This is a genomic window from Halalkalibacterium ligniniphilum, assembly GCF_000334155.1.
Taxonomy (GTDB): domain Bacteria; phylum Bacillota; class Bacilli; order Bacillales; family Bacillaceae_D; genus Halalkalibacterium; species Halalkalibacterium ligniniphilum.
The window spans coordinates 32,981-56,897 of record NZ_ANNK01000152.1 but is presented as its reverse complement, the minus strand read 5'-3'; the positions used below and the strand labels follow the sequence as shown (position 1 = coordinate 56,897).

18 protein-coding genes, 1 pseudogene and 2 riboswitches are annotated in these 23,917 nt (G+C 36.0%); of the genes and pseudogenes, 7 read left to right on the top strand and 12 right to left on the bottom strand.

Annotated features, from left to right (window positions below; translation table 11 throughout):
• Positions 1–371 (top strand): chromate transporter (locus tag BLT_RS0118840; RefSeq protein WP_017729279.1); only part of this gene is annotated, 371 nt, incomplete at its 5' end.
• 308 nt (positions 372–679) lie between these two features.
• On the opposite strand, the gene BLT_RS24135 is transcribed toward BLT_RS0118840, so the two are convergent.
• The 6 genes from BLT_RS24135 to BLT_RS0118815 form a co-directional block, all read right to left on the bottom strand.
• Complete coding sequence (locus BLT_RS24135) at positions 680–820, bottom strand: hypothetical protein (protein WP_017729278.1); 141 nt, start codon at positions 818–820, stop codon at positions 680–682.
• Positions 821–847: 27 nt separating this feature from the next.
• Positions 848–1,105, bottom strand: coding sequence for a hypothetical protein (locus BLT_RS22815; protein ID WP_017729277.1), 258 nt, complete (start codon positions 1,103–1,105; stop codon positions 848–850).
• Positions 1,106–1,667: 562 nt separating this feature from the next.
• Positions 1,668–4,769, bottom strand: coding sequence for an MMPL family transporter (locus BLT_RS0118830; RefSeq protein ID WP_017729276.1), 3,102 nt, complete (start codon positions 4,767–4,769; stop codon positions 1,668–1,670).
• Positions 4,770–4,890: 121 nt separating this feature from the next.
• Positions 4,891–5,460: a TetR/AcrR family transcriptional regulator gene (locus BLT_RS0118825; protein WP_017729275.1), complete on the bottom strand. Its 570-nt coding sequence runs from the start codon at positions 5,458–5,460 to the stop codon at positions 4,891–4,893.
• A 293-nt stretch (positions 5,461–5,753) separates the two neighbouring features.
• Positions 5,754–6,947, bottom strand: coding sequence for a sensor domain-containing protein (locus BLT_RS0118820; protein ID WP_017729274.1), 1,194 nt, complete (start codon positions 6,945–6,947; stop codon positions 5,754–5,756).
• Between the two features lie 469 nt (positions 6,948–7,416).
• Positions 7,417–7,833, bottom strand: coding sequence for a universal stress protein (locus tag BLT_RS0118815; RefSeq protein ID WP_017729273.1), 417 nt, complete (start codon positions 7,831–7,833; stop codon positions 7,417–7,419).
• A gap of 505 nt (positions 7,834–8,338) precedes the next feature.
• Between BLT_RS0118815 and BLT_RS24285 the strand changes: the two genes are divergently transcribed.
• Together BLT_RS24285 and BLT_RS0118800 are read left to right on the top strand one after the other, a co-directional pair.
• Entirely contained in the window at positions 8,339–8,509 is a 171-nt protein-coding gene (locus BLT_RS24285) for a hypothetical protein (protein ID WP_017729272.1), read from the top strand.
• Positions 8,510–8,540: 31 nt separating this feature from the next.
• On the top strand, positions 8,541–9,053 hold the full coding sequence (locus tag BLT_RS0118800; RefSeq protein ID WP_017729271.1) for an undecaprenyl-diphosphatase: 513 nt from the start codon (positions 8,541–8,543) through the stop codon (positions 9,051–9,053).
• Between the two features lie 305 nt (positions 9,054–9,358).
• Here the strand turns inward: BLT_RS0118800 and BLT_RS22810 are convergent, their stop codons facing one another.
• Together BLT_RS22810 and BLT_RS22805 are read right to left on the bottom strand one after the other, a co-directional pair.
• Positions 9,359–11,737, bottom strand: a complete 2,379-nt coding sequence (locus tag BLT_RS22810) for a PAS domain S-box protein (protein ID WP_017729270.1) — start codon at positions 11,735–11,737, stop codon at positions 9,359–9,361.
• Positions 11,738–11,750: 13 nt separating this feature from the next.
• Positions 11,751–11,832, bottom strand: a riboswitch (cyclic di-GMP riboswitch).
• Between the two features lie 272 nt (positions 11,833–12,104).
• Complete coding sequence (locus tag BLT_RS22805; RefSeq protein WP_017729269.1) at positions 12,105–14,708, bottom strand: EAL domain-containing protein; 2,604 nt, start codon at positions 14,706–14,708, stop codon at positions 12,105–12,107.
• A 95-nt stretch (positions 14,709–14,803) separates the two neighbouring features.
• Positions 14,804–14,889, bottom strand: a riboswitch (cyclic di-GMP riboswitch).
• A gap of 627 nt (positions 14,890–15,516) precedes the next feature.
• Between BLT_RS22805 and BLT_RS0118785 the strand changes: the two genes are divergently transcribed.
• Complete coding sequence (locus tag BLT_RS0118785; RefSeq protein ID WP_017729268.1) at positions 15,517–16,839, top strand: hemolysin family protein; 1,323 nt, start codon at positions 15,517–15,519, stop codon at positions 16,837–16,839.
• Between the two features lie 394 nt (positions 16,840–17,233).
• Here BLT_RS0118785 and BLT_RS24780 read toward each other — a convergent pair.
• Positions 17,234–17,773, bottom strand: a pseudogene (locus tag BLT_RS24780) (family 1 glycosylhydrolase); the annotation flags it as partial.
• Positions 17,774–18,249: 476 nt separating this feature from the next.
• Between BLT_RS24780 and BLT_RS0118770 the strand changes: the two are divergent.
• Together BLT_RS0118770 and BLT_RS0118765 are read left to right on the top strand one after the other, a co-directional pair.
• Positions 18,250–19,452, top strand: coding sequence for a YbfB/YjiJ family MFS transporter (locus tag BLT_RS0118770; RefSeq protein ID WP_017729265.1), 1,203 nt, complete (start codon positions 18,250–18,252; stop codon positions 19,450–19,452).
• On the top strand, positions 19,424–19,633 hold the full coding sequence (locus BLT_RS0118765; protein WP_017729264.1) for a 2-hydroxymuconate tautomerase family protein: 210 nt from the start codon (positions 19,424–19,426) through the stop codon (positions 19,631–19,633). The genes BLT_RS0118770 and BLT_RS0118765 overlap by 29 nt, the downstream gene beginning before the upstream one ends.
• A 444-nt stretch (positions 19,634–20,077) precedes the next feature.
• Here BLT_RS0118765 and BLT_RS0118760 read toward each other — a convergent pair whose 3' ends face one another.
• Both BLT_RS0118760 and BLT_RS0118750 read right to left on the bottom strand, forming a co-directional pair.
• A complete protein-coding gene (locus BLT_RS0118760) occupies positions 20,078–21,262 on the bottom strand; it encodes a PD-(D/E)XK nuclease family protein (protein ID WP_017729263.1) in 1,185 nt (394 codons plus the stop codon).
• 256 nt (positions 21,263–21,518) lie between these two features.
• Positions 21,519–22,016, bottom strand: a complete 498-nt coding sequence (locus BLT_RS0118750) for a hypothetical protein (RefSeq protein ID WP_017729261.1) — start codon at positions 22,014–22,016, stop codon at positions 21,519–21,521.
• Positions 22,017–22,517: 501 nt separating this feature from the next.
• Between BLT_RS0118750 and BLT_RS25045 the strand changes: the two genes are divergently transcribed.
• The gene (locus tag BLT_RS25045) at positions 22,518–22,760 is read left to right on the top strand and encodes a GTPase (protein ID WP_201764279.1); all 243 of its coding nucleotides are present in this window, start codon (positions 22,518–22,520) and stop codon (positions 22,758–22,760) included.
• 49 nt (positions 22,761–22,809) lie between these two features.
• Here the strand turns inward: BLT_RS25045 and BLT_RS0118740 are convergent, their stop codons facing one another.
• Entirely contained in the window at positions 22,810–23,892 is a 1,083-nt protein-coding gene (locus tag BLT_RS0118740; protein ID WP_017729259.1) for a serine hydrolase domain-containing protein, read from the bottom strand.
• Between the last annotated feature and the right edge of the window lie 25 nt (positions 23,893–23,917).

Sequence of the window (23,917 nt, the reverse complement as noted above, 5' to 3'; positions counted from 1 at the left end):
AAGCCGTACCAGGACCGTTATTTACGTTTGCTGCATACCTTGGAACCGTGATCAGTGGCTGGCAAGGTGGATTGCTAGCAACGGTGGCAATATTCTTACCAGCATTTCTGCTTATTCTAGGGGCGTTACCTTTTTGGGATGCGTTACGAAGAAATCCTAAAATAAAAGGTGCATTAATGGGCGTCAATGCAGCCGTTGTGGGGATTTTAATTTCAGCCTTTTACCACCCGATTTGGACTAGTGCAATTTTAGCACCCATTGATTTTGCTTTTGCAGCACTCTTATTCAGTATGCTCGTCTACTGGAAACTTCCTCCTTGGGTCATTGTTGTATTAGGAGTAGCTGGTGGTTCACTACTAGCTCTGCTTTAAAAACAAATCGTACCAATTTAAACGTTATTTTGGAGGCCGAGGCTTTGCTGTAAAGGAATGTGAAGAGGCTGGGACATAACGAACGTGTTGATTGAAAATGCGAACAATGCACAACCTTAGCGGAGGAAATAGACGTAGACTTCTGCGGCAAGGGTGAGACCCCACAGTGCGAAAAGCACGAGGAGGCTCACCCGCCGCCCGCGGAAAGCGAAGGATCGTTCCGAAGCGATTGCTATGCAGCAACGATCATGACGTTCGGATTTCTCTTCAATAAAAACTCTTTTGTCCCAGCCCCGTTCGCGAACGCTTTATTTGTTAGGAAATAGCCTTTTTAAATCCTTAATAAATTCTGGATGAATCTCAACTTCAGGACGTATTTCCTTCACCTTTTTTTCGGCTTGTTCAATTGAGTCAGCCATTTGAAGAGTTAATAATACACCGATTGCCACACTACCTGTGCGGCTTTTGCCACCTTTTCAGTGAAGAACCACTTGTTTCCCTTCTTTATAAGCTTGAACGACTGAGTCGATCGCCTTCTGAAGAAGATCTGCTTGATTCGGCTTGCCATCTACTAGAGGAATATGAATTCGATGAATATCCTTATCTTCATTCTCATCGGCTTCCGCTCGTAAATCAATGGCAATTTGAACATTTTCCTGAGCGGTCACCGTTCGAACTGCTGGCACTCCACAAATGAAAATCCCATTAAGTAGTGATTGGTAATCGTTATTCATGATTGCACCTCCTATTTGTGATAGAAATAAACTTATATCCTATCATTCAGTATACGATATAGACTCTCTGTTTTAAAAACTTTTAGTTTCATATCTTCATGGCTGTCAACAACATGTTTAAGCATTCATAGCTTGTTCGTCCAAAATTGTTCATCGTAAGAAAGCCATTTTTTCAATTCCGTGAATGCTCCTGGCCCCAATTGATACTGTTTTTCTCTCCCGCCATTTGGTTTCATGTCAAAACAAAGTAGCGGATTATACTTTAACATTTTTATTCAGTTGAAAAAGCTGTGTTAACGATATTGATGCTACTGATTAGTCCTTTTGGCTAGCGATTTTAATCGATGTATGGGTAGGCATGAAGAAGGTTGATAAATTAGAAGATGTAGCGCCTCTATTATGGACAAAAACGCTACCTTTTACTTTAGATGGTCTCCTCCCCTCTAAGAAAACCTTATAGGTGCTTATAGTGCACGACTCGCATTATCTTTCGGTTTAATCACGTTAAAGCTAAAAACCCCTATATTCTAGACTGTTCTAGATGTAGGGGTTTTATATTTCTTTACTCTTTACTTTCTCTCTTTTGTTTGTGTACCAACCCTATTAAAGCAGGAATAAAAATTGGCAGCATGACGAGACTGAGTAAGATAAGACCGACGATCACAACCGTTGCTACCTGTATGAGGGTGATGACACCTGAAGGAATTAATGCTGCAAATGTACCTCCTAATATGATCGCTGCCGAGATTACGACCCCACCAATATGACGAGCCGCTTGAACAATTCCCTTTGCATTGTCTGCATCCTTATATTCACGATACCTCATCATCAAGAAGATACTGTAATCAACCCCTAGTGCAACAATCATGATAAAACCGAAGAATGGCACATTCCAGCTTAGATACTCCGCATCAAGAACATTGGCGCTAATGGCTTCACTTAGACCGAGAGAGGCTCCGTATGCTAATACCAATGAAACAATGATGAAAAGTGGTTGCAAAATAGAACGAGTAATGACAACAAGAACAAGCCCAATTCCAACTAACATGATCGTTGCAGTACGCATGAAATCATTGCTGGATATATCCTGAAGGTCAGCATTTGTTGATGATAGCCCACCAATCGCGATTTGCGCATCACTTAAATCACTGCCTTTTACAGCTCCTTCTACTTGTTCATCGATCTCTCGTATAATTGACATCGCTTCTAGTGAGTACGGGTTCACATCTAGAATAATGACCATTTGGGCCGTTTTTCTATCCGCTGACATATACTGATCTAAGCCTTCTTGGAATTTCTCACTTTCTAAAGCATCCTGTGGAATGTAAAACTTCTCAGCTGCCTGTGACTCACTTAGACCTGTTAAATAGTCCTGTGCATTGCTTAATCCTGTATTAACTTCCTTTAAACCTTTTGTACTTTTTGATAGGCCAGATTGTAATAATCCCATTTTTTCTTCTAAATCATTTAGTCCTGTCAAAAGCTGTTTTTGACCTTCATTAATTTGCTCTACACCTGAGCCAAGCTCTGAGGTTTTACTAGCCATTAGAGTTGAGCTCTCCGTACCATTTGAGAGTCCTTCTTTTAAATCAGAGGCTCCTGTTTGTAGCTGTTCGACACCTTTTTTGATTTGCCCTAAACCAGCATTTACTTGTTCAAGAGAAGCGTTAGCCTCTCTAAACGAAGACATGACGGAATCATGCTGTGAGGATAATTGTTCAATTTGAGTAGAAAGCTCTCTCAATTGTTCAATCGCTGATGTAGCAATCTGAATCGTTCTTTGTACATCAGGATCATTCACTAACTCAGGGTTTTTCTCCATTAAATTGGACATAGACACATCAATTGCCTCATAGCCCTGTATTGTTCCATCCACCGCTTGCTTAACCCTGACGAAGTAGGAGCTATATGAGCTTAAGCCATCTGCTAATTTCGTGTAACCTGTAACCAACTGAGAGGTTGCATTCGATACAGTATCTAAATTTTCATTTACTGAGTTCAAACCTTCTTCTAAATCTTTCGCACCTCTGGTTCCATGATTGAATCCGTCTGTTACTTGATTCAGTGCATCTTCTAATGCCGTTAGACCATTTTTCACTTCATTAGTCCCATTAATCAGTGTTTGGACATTGTCTATGCCATTTGAATCGCCCTGACTAATTTGCCCTTCGGCAGACGACAATCCCTCATTAATTTCCCCAATCCCGCTATTGGCATCACCTAAACCGTTGTTAAGCACAGATGTTTGTTCATTAATATAGAGCTCTTTGATCTTCTCTCCTGCTGGTCGAGTCGGGGTATAGACGCTTGCGACACCATCCACCTTCGAAATTTTCTCCGCTAGTTCATCTAAACTTTGGAGAGAGCGTTGATTATCCAATGGTTGATTTGAATGGATCATTAGCGTCGCTGGTGATGAAAATCCTGGTGAAAAATGCTCTTCTATCACATTGATTCCTTGCTTCGATGCATACGTATCATCCACTTCAACTAGGTCGTTATAATTAAGTGTCCCTGTAAAATGCAACAAAAACGGAACAGATAAAACAGCGACAAAAAGAATTGCGGCAATTGGTCTTAATACAGAATATCGAGATAGAAACGCCCATATGCGGCTGTCTCCATGCCCTTCAAAACGCTTCACCGGCCAAAACATCTTCTTCCCTAATAGCGCCATGAAAAATGGGTTTAAGGTAATCAATACAAGGATTAACACAGCAACCCCGATAGCAACCGCTGACATCGCTTGATACAGTTTGAATTCTGCCATTAGAAGAACAATAAAGCCTATAAATACGGCAATCCCACTATAAAACACCGTGCTTCCAGCAGACTTTATTGTTGCTGAGACTGCTTGAAGAGGTGATTGCGTTGTTAGCTCTTCTTTAAAACGTGTATAAAGCAGAATATTATAATCTGTTCCTATACCAAATAAAATCACGATTAAAAACACTTGCGTAAAATTAGAAAACGGATAGTTAAATTGCTCAACGAAATGAGCGATAATCGACAAGGACACAACATAGGATACTCCCACTGTAAAAAGAGAAATAAATGGTACAATCGGTGAGCGAAAAATGGCGATGAGCACGACAATAATAAAGATGACGGCAATCGCTTCCGTTTTCTTCACACCTGCTTCCGTAGATTGAACAAAATCCTCTACAACCAGTGCATTTCCTGTTAAATAGGTTTTTACGCCATCAACCTGTATGACCTTCTCAAGTTCATCAACGACTTCTGTAATGGTTCCATGTTCTTTATCAACGGCAATTTGTGTCAATATGGTTGTCCCGTCTTCTGACACAAATTGTTTTTCGGTTTCTTCATTATCCAAATGTGAGACAACGTTCGTAATGCCTAACTGCTTTTCTTGATCTTTCAATTTTTCGACAGAGGACTTTATTTGTTTTCTTTGTTCAACGGTTAATGCATGCTCACTACCACTATTGTATACAGCAATAATTTGATAGCTTTCACCCCCGTCCTCCTCCATATTATTAATCATCGATTGCGCGACTTTACTTTGTGCATGGTTTGGTATTTCAATTTGACCCTTATCTCTTACTAATTGGGCCAAGTCAGGCATCGTTATGACACTCATGACGGCAACGACTATCCAAATAATGAAAGAGAGCGTTCGCCAGTTTTTAAATATACTCATTCAACATCACCTTTGTTAAATTAATAAACTACCAGCATAAACAGGAATGAATATTCATTCCTTACTTAGTTTAAAGCAGAATGAATGTTCATTCCTCTTGGTCAAAAAGGCATCTATTACACTAAGACACCCTTATCGCATTCCAACAACACTCTTCTACACTTACTAAAAGCTCTGGCGTTTCTTCTAGTACTCCAATTCGAATTAATTTAAATAGATGACTAAAAGCTCCGTACACAATTGAAATCAACGCTTCCGTTGGTAACGGAGAAATAATCCCTTGTTTTTTCCCATCCTCCAAAACATCTCGAAGAAACGCTAAAAATTCCTCGAACATTTGATTGCTTATTTCATCTAAATGATGCGTATTTGAATGTGAATCAATAAATTTCAAAGCATGGATATTCTTTTTAGCAAATTGAATCATTTTATTAAAAACATGATGGAATTGCTCACGAATATTTGCCGACTCGAAAGGAAATTCATCCTTTAGCGTCTCAGAAAACTCCTGGATATACTTTTGGAAAAGAGCATTAACCAAAGTTTCTTTGTTTTCAAAATAGCGATAGATCGTTCCTGCCCCCACCTTTGCCTCTTCGGCAATCATTGGAACAGTGGTGCCATCATAGCCTCGCTCCGCAAATAACACTAAAGCAGCACCCATAATATCGTCTTTTTTATTTTTCGTCATCTTTTCACCTCTCGAACCACTCGGAATGAATGTTCATTCCTTATTCTTTTATTATATAATCATCAAATGAAATTGCAACGATCTTCTAATTGCCCGTACACCGTTCTGAGAAGTCTGAATGGTAAACGGGCATCCGATATTATTTTTGAACATAAATAATGTTAGCTTTTTGCCAAGTTCAATTTCCATGATACACCATAATTGTCTGCGACCTATCCGAACTTTTAATGGAATTAGGACTGTACAAAAAGCATTACTACATTCAAGAAGTAAAACCTTTTTTGTCAATTCGCCTATGAATTAAATAATTTCGATTTTTGGATTGTATTCATCCAGCTTTCAAGAAGCCCCGCTTTTTTAAAAACCAATTCATCTAGTTCTGGATCATAAATTTTATAACTGTTTTTCCCATTATTTTTAGCAAAATACATCGCCTTATCCGCATGTTCAATAAGTGTTTCCTTATCTTCTCCATCATTAGGATACATGCTTACCCCAATACTTACTGAAACCTTTGCTTCTTTTTCATTTATCATATAAGGGAGAGAAACAAAATCAATAATTCGTTGTGCAATGGCTTCAATTTCCTCCATACTCGTATCTTCAAAAACAATGATAAACTCATCGCCACCAATGCGTGAAATGAGGTCCTCTTCCCTAATGTTTTCATTGAGTCTTTTTACGACTTCCTTAAGCAATAAATCACCAGCTTCATGACCCATTGTATCATTCACGAGCTTAAAATCATCCAAATCGATAAACATGAGGATAAAATTGTGGTTGTGACGTTTCGAGCGAGCTAAAGCCTTTTCAATATGACGGTCTAATAATTTTCGATTTGGTAAATCGGTTAAATCATCAAAATACGCCATTTGCTTTAATTCATTCTCTAACTGTTTCCGTTCTGTAATATCGATGATTTGTCCATTAATTTTCATGAGCGATCCATCTTGATTTTTTATAGGTACAGCCATTCTAATTACCCATTTTTCATCAAAATCTGGATGAATGATTCGAAATTCAACATTCGATGAATGTCCCGCTAACAATTGCTCGTCATCACGATTTACCCTCTCAGCATCCTCTGGGTGGATAATTTCTTTCCAAACATTAGGATTGCGATTAAAGTTTTCATTGGTATATCCAAATAATTGTTCAATCCCTTTCGAATAATACACTTGATCATTTAAGACATCATACGAAAAGATTGCTCCATCCAAAGAATTGAATAAACATTCATAATGCTTAATTTTTTGATTACTTTTGCTCTGTCGCTCTTCAATTTTTTCTTTTTCCTTTTTGAGTTGTATATACTTGTACTGAACTTCATCATATTTCTTACCTATCCACCAAACCAAGAGTACGATAAATACAATTATTAACAATTGTATCAAGGATCCTTGACCAGCGAATCGATGATCAACAACAATAAAAAGTGCCAAAACAATGATAATTGATAATGCACTGAAACTACCTGTCCATTTCATATACCGCACCCTATCCATTAGTATTTTTGCAGGAATGCTCAGACTAATCAACGAACCAACAGACCTATTTATGAGGAATATGATTAATGAAAACCTTTTCTCTCTAAATAAACCATACTCATTTTACATTAAACAAGTGAGTAAATCTATAAATAAGTTATACAATAATGAAATATTTATTAAACAAGTAAATGATTAGAAGAATAGATAACAATACTAAAAATGCTTCTTTCATCCTTTCTTATTTTTTCTTATTGTTTATAAGTTATTATTTGCATTCTATAATTAGCGTGTTTTTTGTATTTTATTTATCCAAAAATCTTTTGTCCATCATTTACATATAAAAGGAAGTATAATGAGGATATAAGGAGATATAAGGGGTTAATTAGTTTGGTTATTTTATCATGAAAAATAAGACATCTATACCCTTTATTTGGTACGGATGTCTTATTTAACGTACTAAATTTCATTATTTTATAATCATAACAGGGCATTTTACGCGTTTCGCTACTTTATGACTTACACTACCAAGAACGAGGCTTTGGAATTGATTCAACCCTCGACTTCCAATTACCACGCAATCATAATCTCTTTCATTTGCAAATTTGACGATTGTGGGGCCTGGTTCGCCTTGTAAAATATGAACGTTATATTCAATTTTATTCTTAAATAATTTCTCCTCAATCCCCTTCATTTTCTTTCTTCTCTTTTTTGCTATCTCTTCTTTATTTCCATAATAAAGAACATCTGATTTCGATGTAGCTCCATCAATAACATAGATAACATCGATGGTTCCCTTATTACCCTCAATAAGCTCAATTGCCTTATCAGCTGCACGAAGAGCATGCTCTGAACCATCCGAGGCTAGTAGAATCCGTTGAAACATCCCATCACCCCTTCTTAAAGGTTTTTAAGTTTCGTCCATTACATTCTATTATAAAGGTTTTTCAATGAACTCCCATCAAACGTACCAATGGCAACATCATTCACACCAGCTAATCCGGCCATTGGAAATACATGTCATCAACAGCAATTTCATGAGGATAACACCAGCGACTAAGGAAGAGAAACCTCCATTACCGCCAGATTTTACATGAATCACAAATTGTCCAATCATTGCCAACCTGCCATTCCTCCAAAGAAACCTGTGATCCCCTTGGTATCCTCTTGACCACGGCTTTCCTAATTTTTTTGCTTTCAATATCTGTCATATCGTCAACAATCATTTCCGTTAACAATAATTCGAGTTATTGCTCAACATTAATTTAATTTGTACAAAGAGGTTCATTTGATTTCTCTTCTGAAGATTCATTTTAAATTAAGGAAAAAAAGTTCATAATAATCGCTCGTCTTTAACATACTACATAACAGCACTAGTGGAGGTGAATGACTTGGGAGATTGGAACAAGCAAGCAAGTAGAAATAACAATATCCAACCAGATTTAAGCTTTAAAAAAGAGGAACTAGCCGACAAAAAAATTCAATTCAATGTTCAAGAGCAAAATGGGATAGAAACAATGGGCAGGGTAGAAAAAGAGGTAAAACAACAAGGAGATCAATAAAAATGGGAACATTTAAGAGGGAGGGACTTTAATGGACGAGAATCTTTTTAAAGCTATTCGTTGGCTGGCGGGGCGCTATTCTCCATTGGATATATTTATGATCTTTGTCTCAAACAAGGTACGTTACCTTTTCTTTTTTGTTTTGATTGTGATGTGGTTTCGTAATTACAAAAAAATGACATTAAAAGCGGTTCTTTCAGTTCTAATATCACTGTGTATTCAATGTTTAATTAAAATGCTTTATTTTAAGCCGCGTCCGTTTGTAAAACACCGTGTTGGCATACTTATGCCTTCGAAAATGGACTCTTCCTTTCCGAGTAAGCATACGTTGCTTATGTTTGCCATTTCCACTTCTATTTTTCTTCGTGAACGTATTCTCGGCTCAATCATGGGTGGGCTTTCCCTGCTAACTGGATTGTCCCGTGTGTGGGTTGGGCATCATTACCCATCTGATATTATCGGTAGTGCCATCATCGGCAGCTTAATAAGTATGATAGCTGAAAAATTGACCTTCAGAACGAAAACAACCCCTTCTGTTCACTAATAAAAGAGCTGGTGTATTTTGAAACTAAAAAATAATCCATTTCGCAAGTAAACGGTAAGCCCCTTGGATATCTTAGCTATATATCCAAACATAGCTGTTCTTGGACTGACATGGAGCCTCTGCGGGTATAATACCCTTGCGAGGGTATTTATGCCCGCTTCTCTAGATAAAGCCCAATGAACATTTCTATGCCAAAACAGATCAACAATTTCCAGTATAGATGGCGCTCAGTTCAATTTTAACATGTGGCTCAATTTTCAATTGCTATTAACACCTTTTCAACAAGTGAGCCTTTCTCAATTTATCTATGGAGATGTTTTTCTATTATTACTTAATGCTGAATAAGTCTTAATATTATTTCTTCCAATCCCCTTTGCCTCGTATAATGCCGCATCCGCATATTTCAACAGTTCTCCAACCGATGTTCCATCTGTAGGATAATAAGAAATTCCTATACTTGAGGTCGTACGGAATACATGTTCACCAATCATCCATGGAGCTTGAAGAGATGTGAGAATTCGTTCAGCAATGATTAAAGCATCTCGTTCCTCTTTGATTTCTGGAAGAAGGATTGTAAATTCATCCCCACCTTGTCGAGCGATTGTATCACTTTCACGAAGACAGCTCTGAACTCTCTTAGAGAATTGTTTGAGCAGTTCGTCCCCTATGTCGTGACCTAATGTGTCATTAATATGCTTAAATTTATCCATATCCATATACATGACGGCAAACCTTCGTTTATATCGTTCTGCCTCTTTTAAGCACTGTTCTAATCTTTCTTGAAAGAGTCTTCGATTAGGTACACCCGTCAATGTATCATGATAAGCCATATAGCTTAGTTTTTCTTCAAACAATTTTCTTTCTGTAATTTCTCTTGCTACCATCAGGAAATGGATCAGATTACCCGATTCATCTATAACAGGCGTACCTTTCGCTTCTACCCAAACCCAATTGCCTTGTATATGTTTGTAGCGAAACTCGAAAATATGATTTTCCTTGGTCATCACCATATTCTTAAATTGACTTTGTACATGCAGAATGTCATCAGGATGGACCAAATCAAATGCACCTTTACCTTCATAATCTTCAGGAGGGAATCCTAATACGAATTGATAGGATGGTGAAGCATACTTCACAACACCATTTACATCCACAATCCCCACAAGGTCAGTCATATTTTCTGCAATCAATCGATACTTTTCTTCACTCTGACGAAGGGCTTCTTCTGCTTTTTTACGTCTGGTAATATCATGAATCATCATTAGAAGAGCAGGGTCACCATCATGATTTAAGGTAATTCCCGTAACTTCGACATTAATGATCTCGCCATCTAAACGTACCAGTTTCTCTTGCGTAGGTGCGAGTAAAATACCAGCATTTTTTAATCTATTTATTCGTTCTTGAACCAAATTTACATAATCAGGATGGGCAAAATCAATAATCGACTTACTCATTAGTTCCTTTAGAGATGTCGCACCTAAAAGTTTGATACAAGCTGGATTGGCATATTTTATGAATCCATTCACATGAACAACAATGGGCTCAGGAGAAAATTCCACCAACCGTCGATATCTTTCTTCACTTTCTTTTAACTCACTTTCTACCTGTTTTCTCTCCGTTACATCTCTAAACATGGTCAACGTGGCGGGACTGCCTTCATAACTCATTGACATTTCCCCAACACCTGCATCTATGACCACACCATCTCGTCGAATTAATTTCATTTCGGTAAAAGGCAGTAACGTTCCTATCGCTGTTTCCGAAATTCTTTGTTTGGACATTTTATGATAATCATCATGAATATAGGAAAAAATGGATTGACCGATTGGATTGTCTTCCTTCATACTTTTTAGAGCGGCTTGGTTAGCATAGACAATTTTCCCTTCTTGATGTACAACAATTCCCTGGGGAGACAGTTCCACTACCTTTCGATACCTTTCTTCACTTTCTTTTAATGCTTTTTCAGCATTTTTCGCTTCAGTTAGATCCAAAGCGATTCCATATACACCCACAATTTCGTTATTCACGATAATAGGGATATTTTTCACCATTAAAGGAATCTTATATCCTTCTTTATGGTGGATAACACTTTCGTATCTCTGAGCCTCTCCCTGAACGGTTTTTTTGAATTTTTCTTTCGTTGATTCTAAATAATGAGGGACAACAAGTGTCTCAAAAGGCTTTCCACGAAGCTCATCAATAGCATATCCTGTAACCCGTTCAAAAGTTGGATTTGCTTCAATTAAACACCCATTCAAATCCAGAGAATAAATCGAGTTGAAATTGTATTCAAACAATGATTTATGCCGCTCTTCGCTTTCCAGCAGGGCTTCTTCTAAGGCCCTATTTACATCAGAAAGCTCCTTTAGAGATTCTTTTATTTCTTGCTCGCTTTTCTCTAATATCCTTATGAAGTGTTTTTTATCTCGAATCATTCCTCTGGAAACAAGAACAAATAGCAGCACAGATGCGATAATGACAAAAAACCATTCTTTGAGAGCCCCAAAGGTGATGAGTAATTCTGGATTTGTAACCATATGTTCTAATAATTGATCAGAAAAAAATATCCAAACGCTACCGATAATTGCGTATAGAAGTGTGATTTTAAGAGCAACGACATTGAAGCTAAAAAAATGTTTAGAGCTATTCACCATTGAATCTTTCAAATGCCATAACCTGTTCACTATTCTATTCTCCCTCAGCAATCGAGCCGTCGTAGCATTGCCAAAGACCAATGGCTTTGCTCCCTTTCCTTTAGACAAGTTTGCTTTTTTAAGATACGACATAATTTAAACTTTAATTTATCATTTCCGATATATTTCAACAACAAAAAAATGCTTCCTGTTCAATACTATGGTGTCAAGAAGAATTAGAAGATATAGCTAATCTCCACACTGGATAGCATCAAAGATCAAAAATTCATTCTTAACTTGCTGGAACTATCACTGGACTGGAAATATCAGTGAAAAGCATTCGGTCAGCAAATAGGCGTGAGAAGGCATGAAACAAAAATAAGGCGGAAGCTTAAAGTCCGCCCCATTTTCGTATAAATTAATCTACCTTCTTTCGTTCCGATAGATCACGGCCTACAACAACAATTTGTTCTACTTCGTCATTCTCACTAAGTACGGGAATTCCTTGAACCTCAACATGAACCCATTTACCCTGTGCATGTTTATAACGATACTCGGCTTGACTCGGTCTTTTAGTCGAGACTATGTGGAAAAATTGTTTTTGAATACGAGAAACATCATCAGGATGTACCAAATTAAAAACCAAATTTCCTTCATACACCTTCGGTGAAAAGCCCAATACAGTTTTATGAGACGGAGAAGCATATGTAATGATGCCATTTACATCCACAATCCCGATTAAATCCAACATATTCTCTGCAATAAGGCGATACTTCAATTCACTTAATTTTAGTGCTTCTTCTAGCTTTTTTCTTTCTGAAATATCGATACATGAACCTATTACCTCAACAACTTGGCCACCTCTTCTAATAGGGCGTAAAGAGGCAATGTAATAAACGCCATTTGCTCCCCCTTCGAACGTGATATGCTCCTCACCTTCCCATGCTCTTTGATAATATTTAAGTTTATCTTTTGCCTCATGGCTCGGCAGAAAATCACTTAGTTCCCTTCCAATAATTTGTTCAGAAATTAAACCCAATCTATGCAGCAACTCCCCATCACATAATGTATGAATGAATGCATCTCCTTCCTTTACAAATTTAAAAATCATTCCTTGTTGCTGTCTAACAGTATCCAATAATTCTTGACGGGCAATTTGTAATGCTTCCTCCATCCACTTTTGATTGGATAATTCTTGAGGAATTCCATTTCGAATGATGATTTGTTCGATTTCTTGAAAACTTTGTACAAAATCCTCTGGAGGTACAGGCTTGCTAAACAAAAATCCCTGTGCTTGATCACAAAGATTCCGCTGGAGAAACAATAAATCATCTTTTGATTCGACACCCTCAGCTATGACTTCAAGCTTGAGCTGATGGGCCATCGCTATAATTGTTTTGACAATGGTGGCATCATTCGAGTCTATCGTACAATTACGTACAAATGATTGGTCGATTTTCAATTTATCAATTGGGAATTCCTTTAAATAATGAAGTGAGCTGTACCCTGTTCCAAAATCATCCAAGCTAATTTGAACACCTATACTTTTTAATTCCTTTAAAACTTTAAGACCTTGCTGAACATCCATCAGCATACTTTCTGTAATCTCAAGCTCAAGATATTCAGGGGCAAGTCCCGTTTCCTCTAAAACCATTCTTACGATTTCAACAAAATTAGGCTGATATAGCTGACGAACCGAAAGATTTACCGCAATAACCATAGGGGGTAGACCATTTTCCTGCCATGCCTTATTTTGCATACACGCTGTGCGTAAAACCCATTCACCAATCGGTATAATAAGCCCTGTTTCCTCTGCAACAGGAATAAAGTCTGAAGGAGAAATGAGTCCTTTTTCGGGATGTTGCCAACGGATTAATGCCTCTATCCCAATGATTTTCCCTGAAGTTAAATTGAGTTTAGGTTGGTAAAGTAAGTGCAATTCCTTTTGTTCTAATGCTTTTCGAAGGTTTGTTTCTATATCTAACCTATTATTATTGAATAGCTCTTGTTGATTTGAACAATAAAATTGAAAATTATTTTTCCCTCTACGTTTCGCTTCATACAACGCTGAATCAGCCTTTTTTATTAACGTTTCAACATCTTCTCCGTCATGTGGATAAAAGCTAATACCAATACTTGCTGTTGTATAAATTTCATATTGTTCTAAAATAAAAGGCTCGGTAAAGCAATCAAGAATACATTTCGCAACATCTGAAACCTCTTGTTGATTCATATTTAATAGAGAAATAAGAAATTCGTCACTACCATTTTTCGCTAAATTATTTTGATGAATTACGCAACCTCTCAATCTTTCTGAAACAGCTTGTAATAAGCGGTCTCCTATTTCATGCCCCATCGAATCAACTATTTTTTTAAATCGGTCTAAATCTAAGAAAAGAACAGCTAAACTTTTGGTACTTTCCTCAGCTAAAGTTGATTTTAACCGGTTATAAAAATGATAACGATTGGACAATCCTGTTAAGGTATCATGATAAGACATGTATTGAATCGTTTCTTCTGCTTTTTTCCGAGCTGTAATATCAATGATTGTTCCAAAAATGGCGGCCTTTCCGTTGTATAATGTTTTAGAGTTATGCACTTCCATATGAACAATTGTTTGATTTTTTTTCAAAGCCCGATATTGATAATGAACACTTGAAAGGTCTTCAAATAAACATTTTTTCATCTTATCGCATACCAATGATCGATCCTCTGGATAAATGAAATCGATAATATTTGATCCAATTAACTCTTCCTTACTATAATCCAATATTTCACATGCTTTTCGATTTACATACACAAATCTTTCGTCTTGAATAATATAAATACCAACCAATGAATCTTCTTCTAGATAACGATATATGGATTCATCCTCCATTAATTTCTTTAGTGCCTTTTCAGGTTTAAGGTTATCTTTAAGAATCCTATCTAGTCTTTGGATTTTCCGTTCTATACGAGATTTGAATAAGTAAAAAATTGATAAGATTAACATTATAATACTCAGACCTACCATATATTCCATAGTGTATCCCTCAAAACCAAAATAATATTACTCCATGTTATAACTTAATGTATAAAAAAAGACTAAACGAATACCGATTAGTCTCAGATAAAAATATCGGTAACTGGCTGGCATAATCTTTTAGACCTTAGCCCCTATAGTTTTGCGTCTTTACCTTTCGATAAATTTGCCTTTAACATTTTCTATTCAATTACATTGCTACATTTTCTCATATTAATGTACCGAAACAAAAGTGCATTCCCCTAACACATCAGAAGTATAATCACCATTCATTCTTAACGGAGAAAGAGTTACATCTACATAAATGCCAAGACCGCACTTTCTCCTTCTAATTGTTCTATACTAAACTTCTGCATGTTTAATTTCCCATTTTGATATAAATATGACTATATGCTATGATACAACAAATTTCGCATATATTCGATTAATTCGAAAAAAAAATCTGTTCAACATACTATTGAAGGCAAGAAGGAAAAAAGCATGATAGAACAATTTTTTATGTGAATAAATTTCATAATTTGAAATCTAATTTTTGCAAGGCTTTCAAGGCGCAAAAAAGGAGCACCTCCCCAAAAGTCGAATGAGTTAATTGCGAGCATAAGGTTAGCCAGATATTATTAAACCTTGCTAAGATGTGAAGGGTTGATTTACCTTTGGAGGTCTTACTCCGTATCGAGCAATAGTTGGATGATCCGCACGAAGGTTTGGAATTGACTGTAATATCCAAAATGGATATACTCAGAGTGATCTCAGCTGTTAATAGTATTTTAAAATTTTCGGAGGTGAATCCCTTATTTAAGGGAAATACTTGGACAGTATATTAATATTAAATTTATTTTTAGTCGTTCTTCTCATTGGACTGACGGCTTTCTTCGTTGGTGCTGAATTTGCGGTTGTAAAAGTACGTATGTCTCGCATTGATCAATTGATTGCGGAAGGTAATAAAAAAGCGATCATTGCTAAAAAAGTAGCACATAACTTAGATTACTATCTCTCGGCCTGTCAGCTTGGAATTACAGTGACAGCTCTTGGACTTGGTTGGCTGGGAGAACCGACAGTTGAAAAAATCTTGCATCCTGTTTTTGAAAGTCTCGGGATTCCGTCAGCAGCGTCAACACTTATTTCCTTTACAGTTGCCTTTTCAATCGTCACGTTCCTTCACGTCGTGATCGGTGAACTTGCTCCTAAGTCTCTTGCTATCCAGTTCGCTGAAAAAATGACATTGTTATTGGCTCGTCCGCTATATTGGTTTGGCAAACTGATGGCCCTGTTTATTTGGACGCTGAATGGTTCAGCACGAGTACTGCTTCGTATGTTTGGGGTCCAGCCTGCAGGTCATGAACAGGCTCACTCTGAAGAAGAGTTGAAAATTATCATGACTCAGAGCTATCAAAGTGGTGAGATCAATCAAACTGAGTTGTCTTACATGGAAAACGTATTTACTTTCGATGAGCGTGTTGCGAGGGACATCATGGTGCCAAGAACACAAATGGTAACGTTAGAAAAAAGCATGACTCGTGAGGAAATTATCGCAATTCTCGTTGAATATAAGTACACTCGTTACCCAATAACGGATAATGGAGATAAGGATCATATCATTGGTTTTGTTAATGTCAAAGAACTTGTTAAAAATTATGCGGCCGGTCGCGAAAGTCAGTTAACTGACTTTATTCACGAATTACCAGTCATCCATGAAGGCTCCCCACTCCAAGATGTGCTCCTAAAAATGCAATCCGATAGAGTTCATATGGCACTCGTCATCGATGAGTATGGCGGAACAGCTGGTATCATTACAATGGAGGATATCCTGGAAGAAATCGTTGGAGACATTCGTGACGAGTTCGATGCCGATGAAATTGCGGAAATCCAACAGATAAGTAAGGACGTGTATCATATCAACGGACGTGTTTTACTTTCTGATATTGAAAAACAATTCAATATTTCGTTTGAAGACAGTGAATCTGTTGACACAATTGGTGGTTGGATTCACTTACGGAACATAGACATAATGCCTAACGATACCTTTGAGTACGGTGGACATCGCTGGACTGTTCTTGAAGTGGACAATTATCAGATTTTAAAGGTTGCTCTTGAACTTAGGACTGAGCCTTCAGAAATGATCATTTCATAAACAAAGAAATGTTCGGTCTTTTTCCGCAAAGTAAAAAAGCTTGATGAGGATCGTTGTGCCCGCTGTGAAGGACCATTTAAAAAAGCCTAAGCCACTTTATTGTAGAGGCTGGGACATAACGTACGTGTATGATTGAAAATGCGAACAATGCACAACCTTAGCGAAGTATATTTCCGAAGCGAATGCTATACATCAACGATCATGACGTTCAGATGTCTCATCAATAAAAACTCTTCTGTCCCAGCCCCTTTTTATCGTGAAGTAGTAAGACATATTAATGAACTGCTTTTTGTGATTACATGCCCCTTGAGCGTAACACATACCTGCCAAACCTTTAAGAGCAGCCTGGGTTTCCCGGCTGCTCTTTCGTCAGTGGTTCATTTTATAAACACTCTTATAACTTCTCTCCATTGCTTTCCATAACATCTTTATACCAATAGAAAGACTTTTTCTTCTTACGTTCTAGAGTACCGCTACCGTCATCATGTTTGTCCACGTAAATGAAGCCATAACGCTTGGAAAATTTCCCAGTTGATAAAACAGTCGCCAGAAACGCTAAAGCAAAAGCTGTCAACACACCTGTTGCGTGCATTATCATTGGCGAATATGCAGGAATTGAAAGGAAACTCGGAAAATTAAAAACTAAAGATTGAGAGCCAAGTGTACCATTAATTGCTCCACCAATCGCTCCTGCACCTATTACGTAGACCAATGTTTTTCTATATCGAAGAATGAAACCGTATAGGATGGGTTCTGTAACACCGGCTAACGCTCCTGGCAGCATTGTAGAACCAGCTAACCCTTTAAGCTTTTTATCTCTAGCTCTCAACATTATACCGGTCGCTACCCCAATTTGGGCAAATACTGCAGCTGCAAGCATAGAAGAAAGAGGAGCTCCCCCTGCTGCAAGGTTGGCAATAATAATAGGGACAATTACGGGGAGTCAGCAAACCCTGCTGATATTGATTTGTTAGATATTAAGCCGGATGATACAGTGTTACTTAGAGGTTTAGGCATAAACTTTTTCGATTATATGGCATTATTGACAATTGGACGAGATGGAAAGTTTCAAGAAAAAGTAAACAAGGAATTGATTTATTTACCTTCGGGATATGAACCAAAGATGGTTGCAGGTTCACGTAGGGGGATTCCACAGATTCACGCCGTGAAAATCAAATAGGTGCTTCAGAACGCCATCAACCTATTTTTCTAACTGAAGATGTGATTCAAAACTTCAAGAAGAAAGATGAGGTTCATTTGGATCTGCAACTGGACCAGTTCTATTTGGTTTTCTTTATGTTTTAGTTTCATTACATTTCGCTTGGTTTTTTCTTATTATTTTTGGAGCATTATCTTGTATAGTTCTATTCAAATTAAAAATAGAAAATGCGAAAGAAGGGAGGATAAATAATGAAACCTATAATATTAAAGCAACGTAACATCCTCTTAATAATATCTGGTTTTTTAAGTTTAGCCATAGTAATGGGTATAGGGAGATTTTCTTACACCCCTATTTTACCTTATATGGAATTAAACTTTTTATTAACACCATTTACCGCCGGATTATTAGCAACAATCAACTTTATTGGTTATTTCATCGGAGCTATAGGAGCAAGATTCATCCCTCAACAATCTAGTTGGTTATTAAGGGGTTTACTTATTAATATAGGTACCACATTTTTAATGGGGTTTTCCGAGAGTTATTTATTTTGGTTAATACTTAGGTTTTTATCAGGTGTAACTAGTGGGCTTATATTCGTTTTAGTATCAAATTTAATACTTAGTCATTTGAATCGGACAGGAAAAATGTATTATTCAGGTTTTTTATTTGGTGGTGTAGGGTTTGGGATTTTAATTTCCGGTTTAACAATACCTACCATTGAGTCATACTTTAGTTGGCATGTCAATTGGATTTTTTTAGGGATTGTTAGTGTCATTTTTATGTTTTTTATAATTTATGGAATGAATTTGCAAGAGCCCACCAATTATAAGAGCCCACCACCTACTAATAAACCTATTGATCCTATAAGTTACACACAGACAACCAAATATGCTTTATATATATCCTATACTCTAGAAGGGTTTGGATATATAATCTTCGGTACATTTATAACAGCAATGCTAGTTAATAATCCTAACTTCACATTTGAATCTTCCTATGTTTGGGCGGTAGTAGGTCTAGGAGCAATACCTTCTTGCATTTTTTGGGCCTGGTTAGGCAAGAAAATATCAGATATTAGTGCCCTGAAATGGGCTTATATAACCCAAATCGTTAGTATTCTTATACCGGTTTTCACGGATAATTTAATACTAGTATTAATAGCTGCTTTTGGATTTGGAGCTACATTTATGGGAATTACAACTTTAACTATGACAATTGCAAAGTCGTTGTATGGACAAAGTGGCAATCTAATAAGTGGTTTAACAGCTTCTTATGCAGCAGGTCAACTTTTAGGTCCGGTAGTTGCAGGATCAGTTATAATCATAAATAGCTATATCTATCCATTTATAATTTCTGCAGTTGCATTAATAACTGCTTTAATTACAATAAATACAATAAATGTCAAGGAAGGGGAAATGATCGATGCCTTACGTAAACATCAAAGTAACTAAAGAAAATGGTGGTCTAACAAAAGAGGAAAAACTGACATTAATTAAAGGGGCAACGAATTTATTAGCTGAGACTCTCAATAAGAACCCATCATCAACAGTAGTTATAATCGATGAAATTGATATGGATAACTACGGTCTTGGAGCAGAGCAAATTTCAGATCGAAGAAAAGCAGGAAAATAAATATTTATTTACAGTGAGCTTCTTAAAAATTACAAAAGCTGCAATCAAAGGGATCGAAAAGGATAATAACTTCTCGATCTCTTTTTTATTTTTTCTCCTATAGCAATCGACAATGTCGAAAACTATTTGAAATTTCTATTTTAAAAAAGTTCTAAATCCCTTTTTCATCGCTAAACTAGTACTGGTGTGATGCTGGTGTGAAGAACGTTTTGAAATTCCCTCTTTTCAACGGTTCTAAATCCTTTTTTTACCGTTAAACTAGTAACTGATTACAGCCAGAGTAATTCTGAATAGAAACCGACATCTATTGCTATTTTTTTCTTAGGTAAAATTTCCTCAATGTTATAACGGTCGTACAATCCGTTCAGGTTTTTAGTACGGAATAATCGATATATATTGGTTTGAATTGATGCACACATTACACTCCAAGCGTATATATTAATGTTAATTGTCGTAAAAACATTTAAGTTCTTGCTCTATAGGACCTATAAATCCTTCAAAATCTCCAATCATTTGCTTCAAACCAATTTCAATTAATGATTCATCTTTTAAATTTTCCCGATTTAGGAAATGGTACGTTTTGCTTGCAAACGTATCCGCTCTTTTACCTTTCCTATACAAAATTTCATTGTTGTTTAATATAGTTAATACTTTCTCTTTTAAATGCAGGTCATGTTTTTCCTTGAATACCTTTCTGCTCTTCCCCTCGATATCTAATAAAAATGAGAGTTCACCTTTGATAAAACTGTCACGACTTAACACAACTTCAAAATGAATATTAATGTCTTTAGTTTTCCAATGAGGTTTATAGATTTGATGGTATGAGCGGTCCTTTTTGAAATCAAAAACCCATTCACCTTCATCAATGTTGTGAATGAAATAATTGTTGATGACCGACTCAATATATTGAAAAACTCGATTGTAGTATTTTTCAAAGTTACTGCTTAAATCTTGAATCATTTCGTAGTGGTCTAAATACAAGGATGCTTTATCAGATAAAGCAATGCTTTTATTGTTCAAGAAATACCCCTCCAAGTGAAAAATTATTTCCTTAAATAAAACAGCCTTTCTAATATCCCCTATGAAATCTACTTTCACTTCTTTCAAAGCAGATATTAATTGTTGATAACTTACAGCAATAAAAGTAGGGTTAGATGCCTCTATACCATTTGGAGACAAAAAAACATAGGTAACATCAACCGCTTTGTCAGAAAACAATTGATTTATTTGCTTTTCATAATCCCAAGTTTGATCACCGTGTTCTCCAGAAAATACTTTATGCTCTATGGCAATAATGGTTTCTTCATTTATTGTAATCAGAAAATCAATTCGCCTATTGTTTGGTAATGTGTATTCTCGTTGGATATTAACATGATCCGAATCGGTTAAATGAATTGGATTATCTATTAATTCTAAGAACTTACTTAATGGCTCGGAACCAATACCGTTTAAATCTGAATTCAAAATATATGCAAGATAATCACTGATGGCATTTTCATCATGAAACTTTTTTCCAAGAATAGTAATAACACTGTCATCAATTTGGTTGTTTTCATCCTTAATAAAAGGGTAAATATCTTTCATTCTTGATAGTTGATTGTTAATCTCTTTTAATATTAATTGGCCCATATCATCACCTACCTACTTCATTTTTATAAAATACCCGCATCTATTAGGACACACCCAAGCTTCAAACACATCCAAAATCAAATTCCCGTTTTCAAGTTCCTGAACTGTATCCCAGTAATCATCAACCAATATAACATTGCATTCTGGACATTTAGAATCTTTTTCTGAATACAACAGAAAAGATCACCTCACAGTAAACAACCACCTTTTTTGCTTTTGCAAAGTTTTGAGGTTGTTGTTTTTATTTCAGTGTGTATTAGTATGAAGAATTAGTATCTATAGTTTCACTTTTTAACAAAAAATCCTGAATTGAATCCTCAAATTTAAAGATTTCCAGTATGGAGTAGTTCTTTTTCGAGATATTGATTCCATATTCGGGAGCACTTTTTTGCCCTGGTTTATCATAATTTCTATCAACAAACATTTCATTCGGTACTTCCCATGCTTGAGTTGGTATAAGAAAAATATCTGGCATTTCCCCAACACTAAAAATTAATAGGGCCAGGTATAGATTTTTATTAGTAATGTCGAATTTGCTTTTCTGCATAAACACATATCCTGTTCCTCGAAGAGATTTAACTTGTATCTCACAGAACCTACCATTTTTATCTTTTATAATAAAATCTACGCCATGGTCATCTACTTCCGAAGTGTAAACATCACATCCATATGAGGCAAACTCCATCTTTGCATAATACTCTGCATATCTTCCTAATTGTAATGATTTAAGTTGAGTCCAATCAGTATTCGGCATGGTTCTTCCTCCGTATGCTTCTGCTATGCAGGTGTTCTTATTGATTGTAATCTATATACCAAATAATAACACGCAATGATAAAATAGTAATGAACGATTGATGTATATGCTTCAAAATTTAGGAAAAAAGACTTATTGGATGAAGTTAAATCATCATTACTCTTAAGCATCAGAATTATAGATATATTTCGTTTGGAGTGACTGAAATGTTTAGGATTGTTAGAAGTGAGAGAAGTCTTAAAATAAACTATGATGAATATGTAGAAGCATTAAATGAGTGTTTAAAAGGTAGCAGAGAAACAGGTGCTTTATCAGTCTGAAAAAATTAAACAATTTTAAAAAATATATTAAGTGATAGTAATGAAAATTTAAATCTTTTCACTAACAGACAAAGATCCTGGGGGAATTAAAAGATGATTCTCTTACTTCCTTATTAGATAATTTAAACCAAACTTATATCGGAAAATCTTAGTATGGGCATCACGAATATAGAAAATTCAATTGATAGAAAAGGAGAACCTAAGTACACTTACTGTAACATTATTTGGAAGAACTAAAGCAGGGAAAAGTACAATCAGAGAAACACTAACCAATGGAGATAGTGAGTCTATTGGAAGGGGAGCACAAAGAACAACAAGGAATATTAAAGAATATTATTTGAAAAATCTAATAATTATAGATACTCTAGGTATATCAGCATATGAAGGTGAAGAAGATGTTAGAATTTTATTTATATGTCGATAAAGGATCAATATATCACACGCTACATCACTCCATTAAACATAAACGAGACTTATGGAGTCCTACCTATTCCATAACCTTTAAAAATAGATTCTGCAATATCTTCGTTAACAATCCCTTTTAAATTTAATAAAATTTTTATTAACCTAATCATTTTCAATTGAATAGTAGAGAAAATAACAACACCGATTTGTGCTTCTTTAATAAATCCGCAATAGGTGTGAAATCCTGCCGTTCTACCACCATGATGTATGATTGGATAAGGGCTCCATTTTTTTTGTTCGATGATCCACCCTAGCCCCATTTGATAATTGTTCCATTTGGTATTTCTCTGAATTTTGTGGGTATATTCAATTGATTCTCTTAGAGGACTATCTTTAAATCCCAATTGATATTCTAAGTATAGTAGCATATCATTCATTGTACTTTTTAATCCGCCCGCCCCGTTCATGGCTGGTATTTCAATCGGATGTATTAATTCACCCTTTTTATTATAGGAGTTTACGTATCTGTTTATCTGTTTTTCATTTCCTGTGATGAAAGTATCTTTCATTCCTAATGGATTTAAAATTTTGGATTTGACCGCTTCTTCATATGTGACTCCTATTATTTCAGCTAGGGTATTTCCTAACAGACCTATTGCAATATTTGAGTATCGCCACTTTTTATCAATCTCTCTTTTTAAGTCAAAATCTAAAAAAAATTGATTCAAATCTTCTACCCTATAATATTTATAAGGGTTATCTTTATCATGTTTATTTTCTTTTATTCTCTTATGTAGCTGTTTCATATCTTCTCTAGGAAGTCCAGAGTAATGAGTAGATAGATGGCGAAATGTTACTTCTTTTCCTTTGCATGATAATGCTTTGCTATACTCTGGTTTAAACGTCTTAATTGGTTCATCTAAAGAAATTATGTTTTCTTGAACAAGTTGGGCTAAAAGTAAACTCGTAATAGTCTTCGTTGTTGAGCCCATTTCAAAGACATAATCACCAATATGTAAATCCCTTATTTCATCATATATTTCTCCTTTAAACACCCTCCCATTTTTTGTAACTACTCCAATGACAATACTAGCTTTTTTAGCCAGTTCTAGTTCTTTCTTAATCAGAGTATTTATCTTATCACTAAACATAGACACACTCCTCGTCTAATCGATA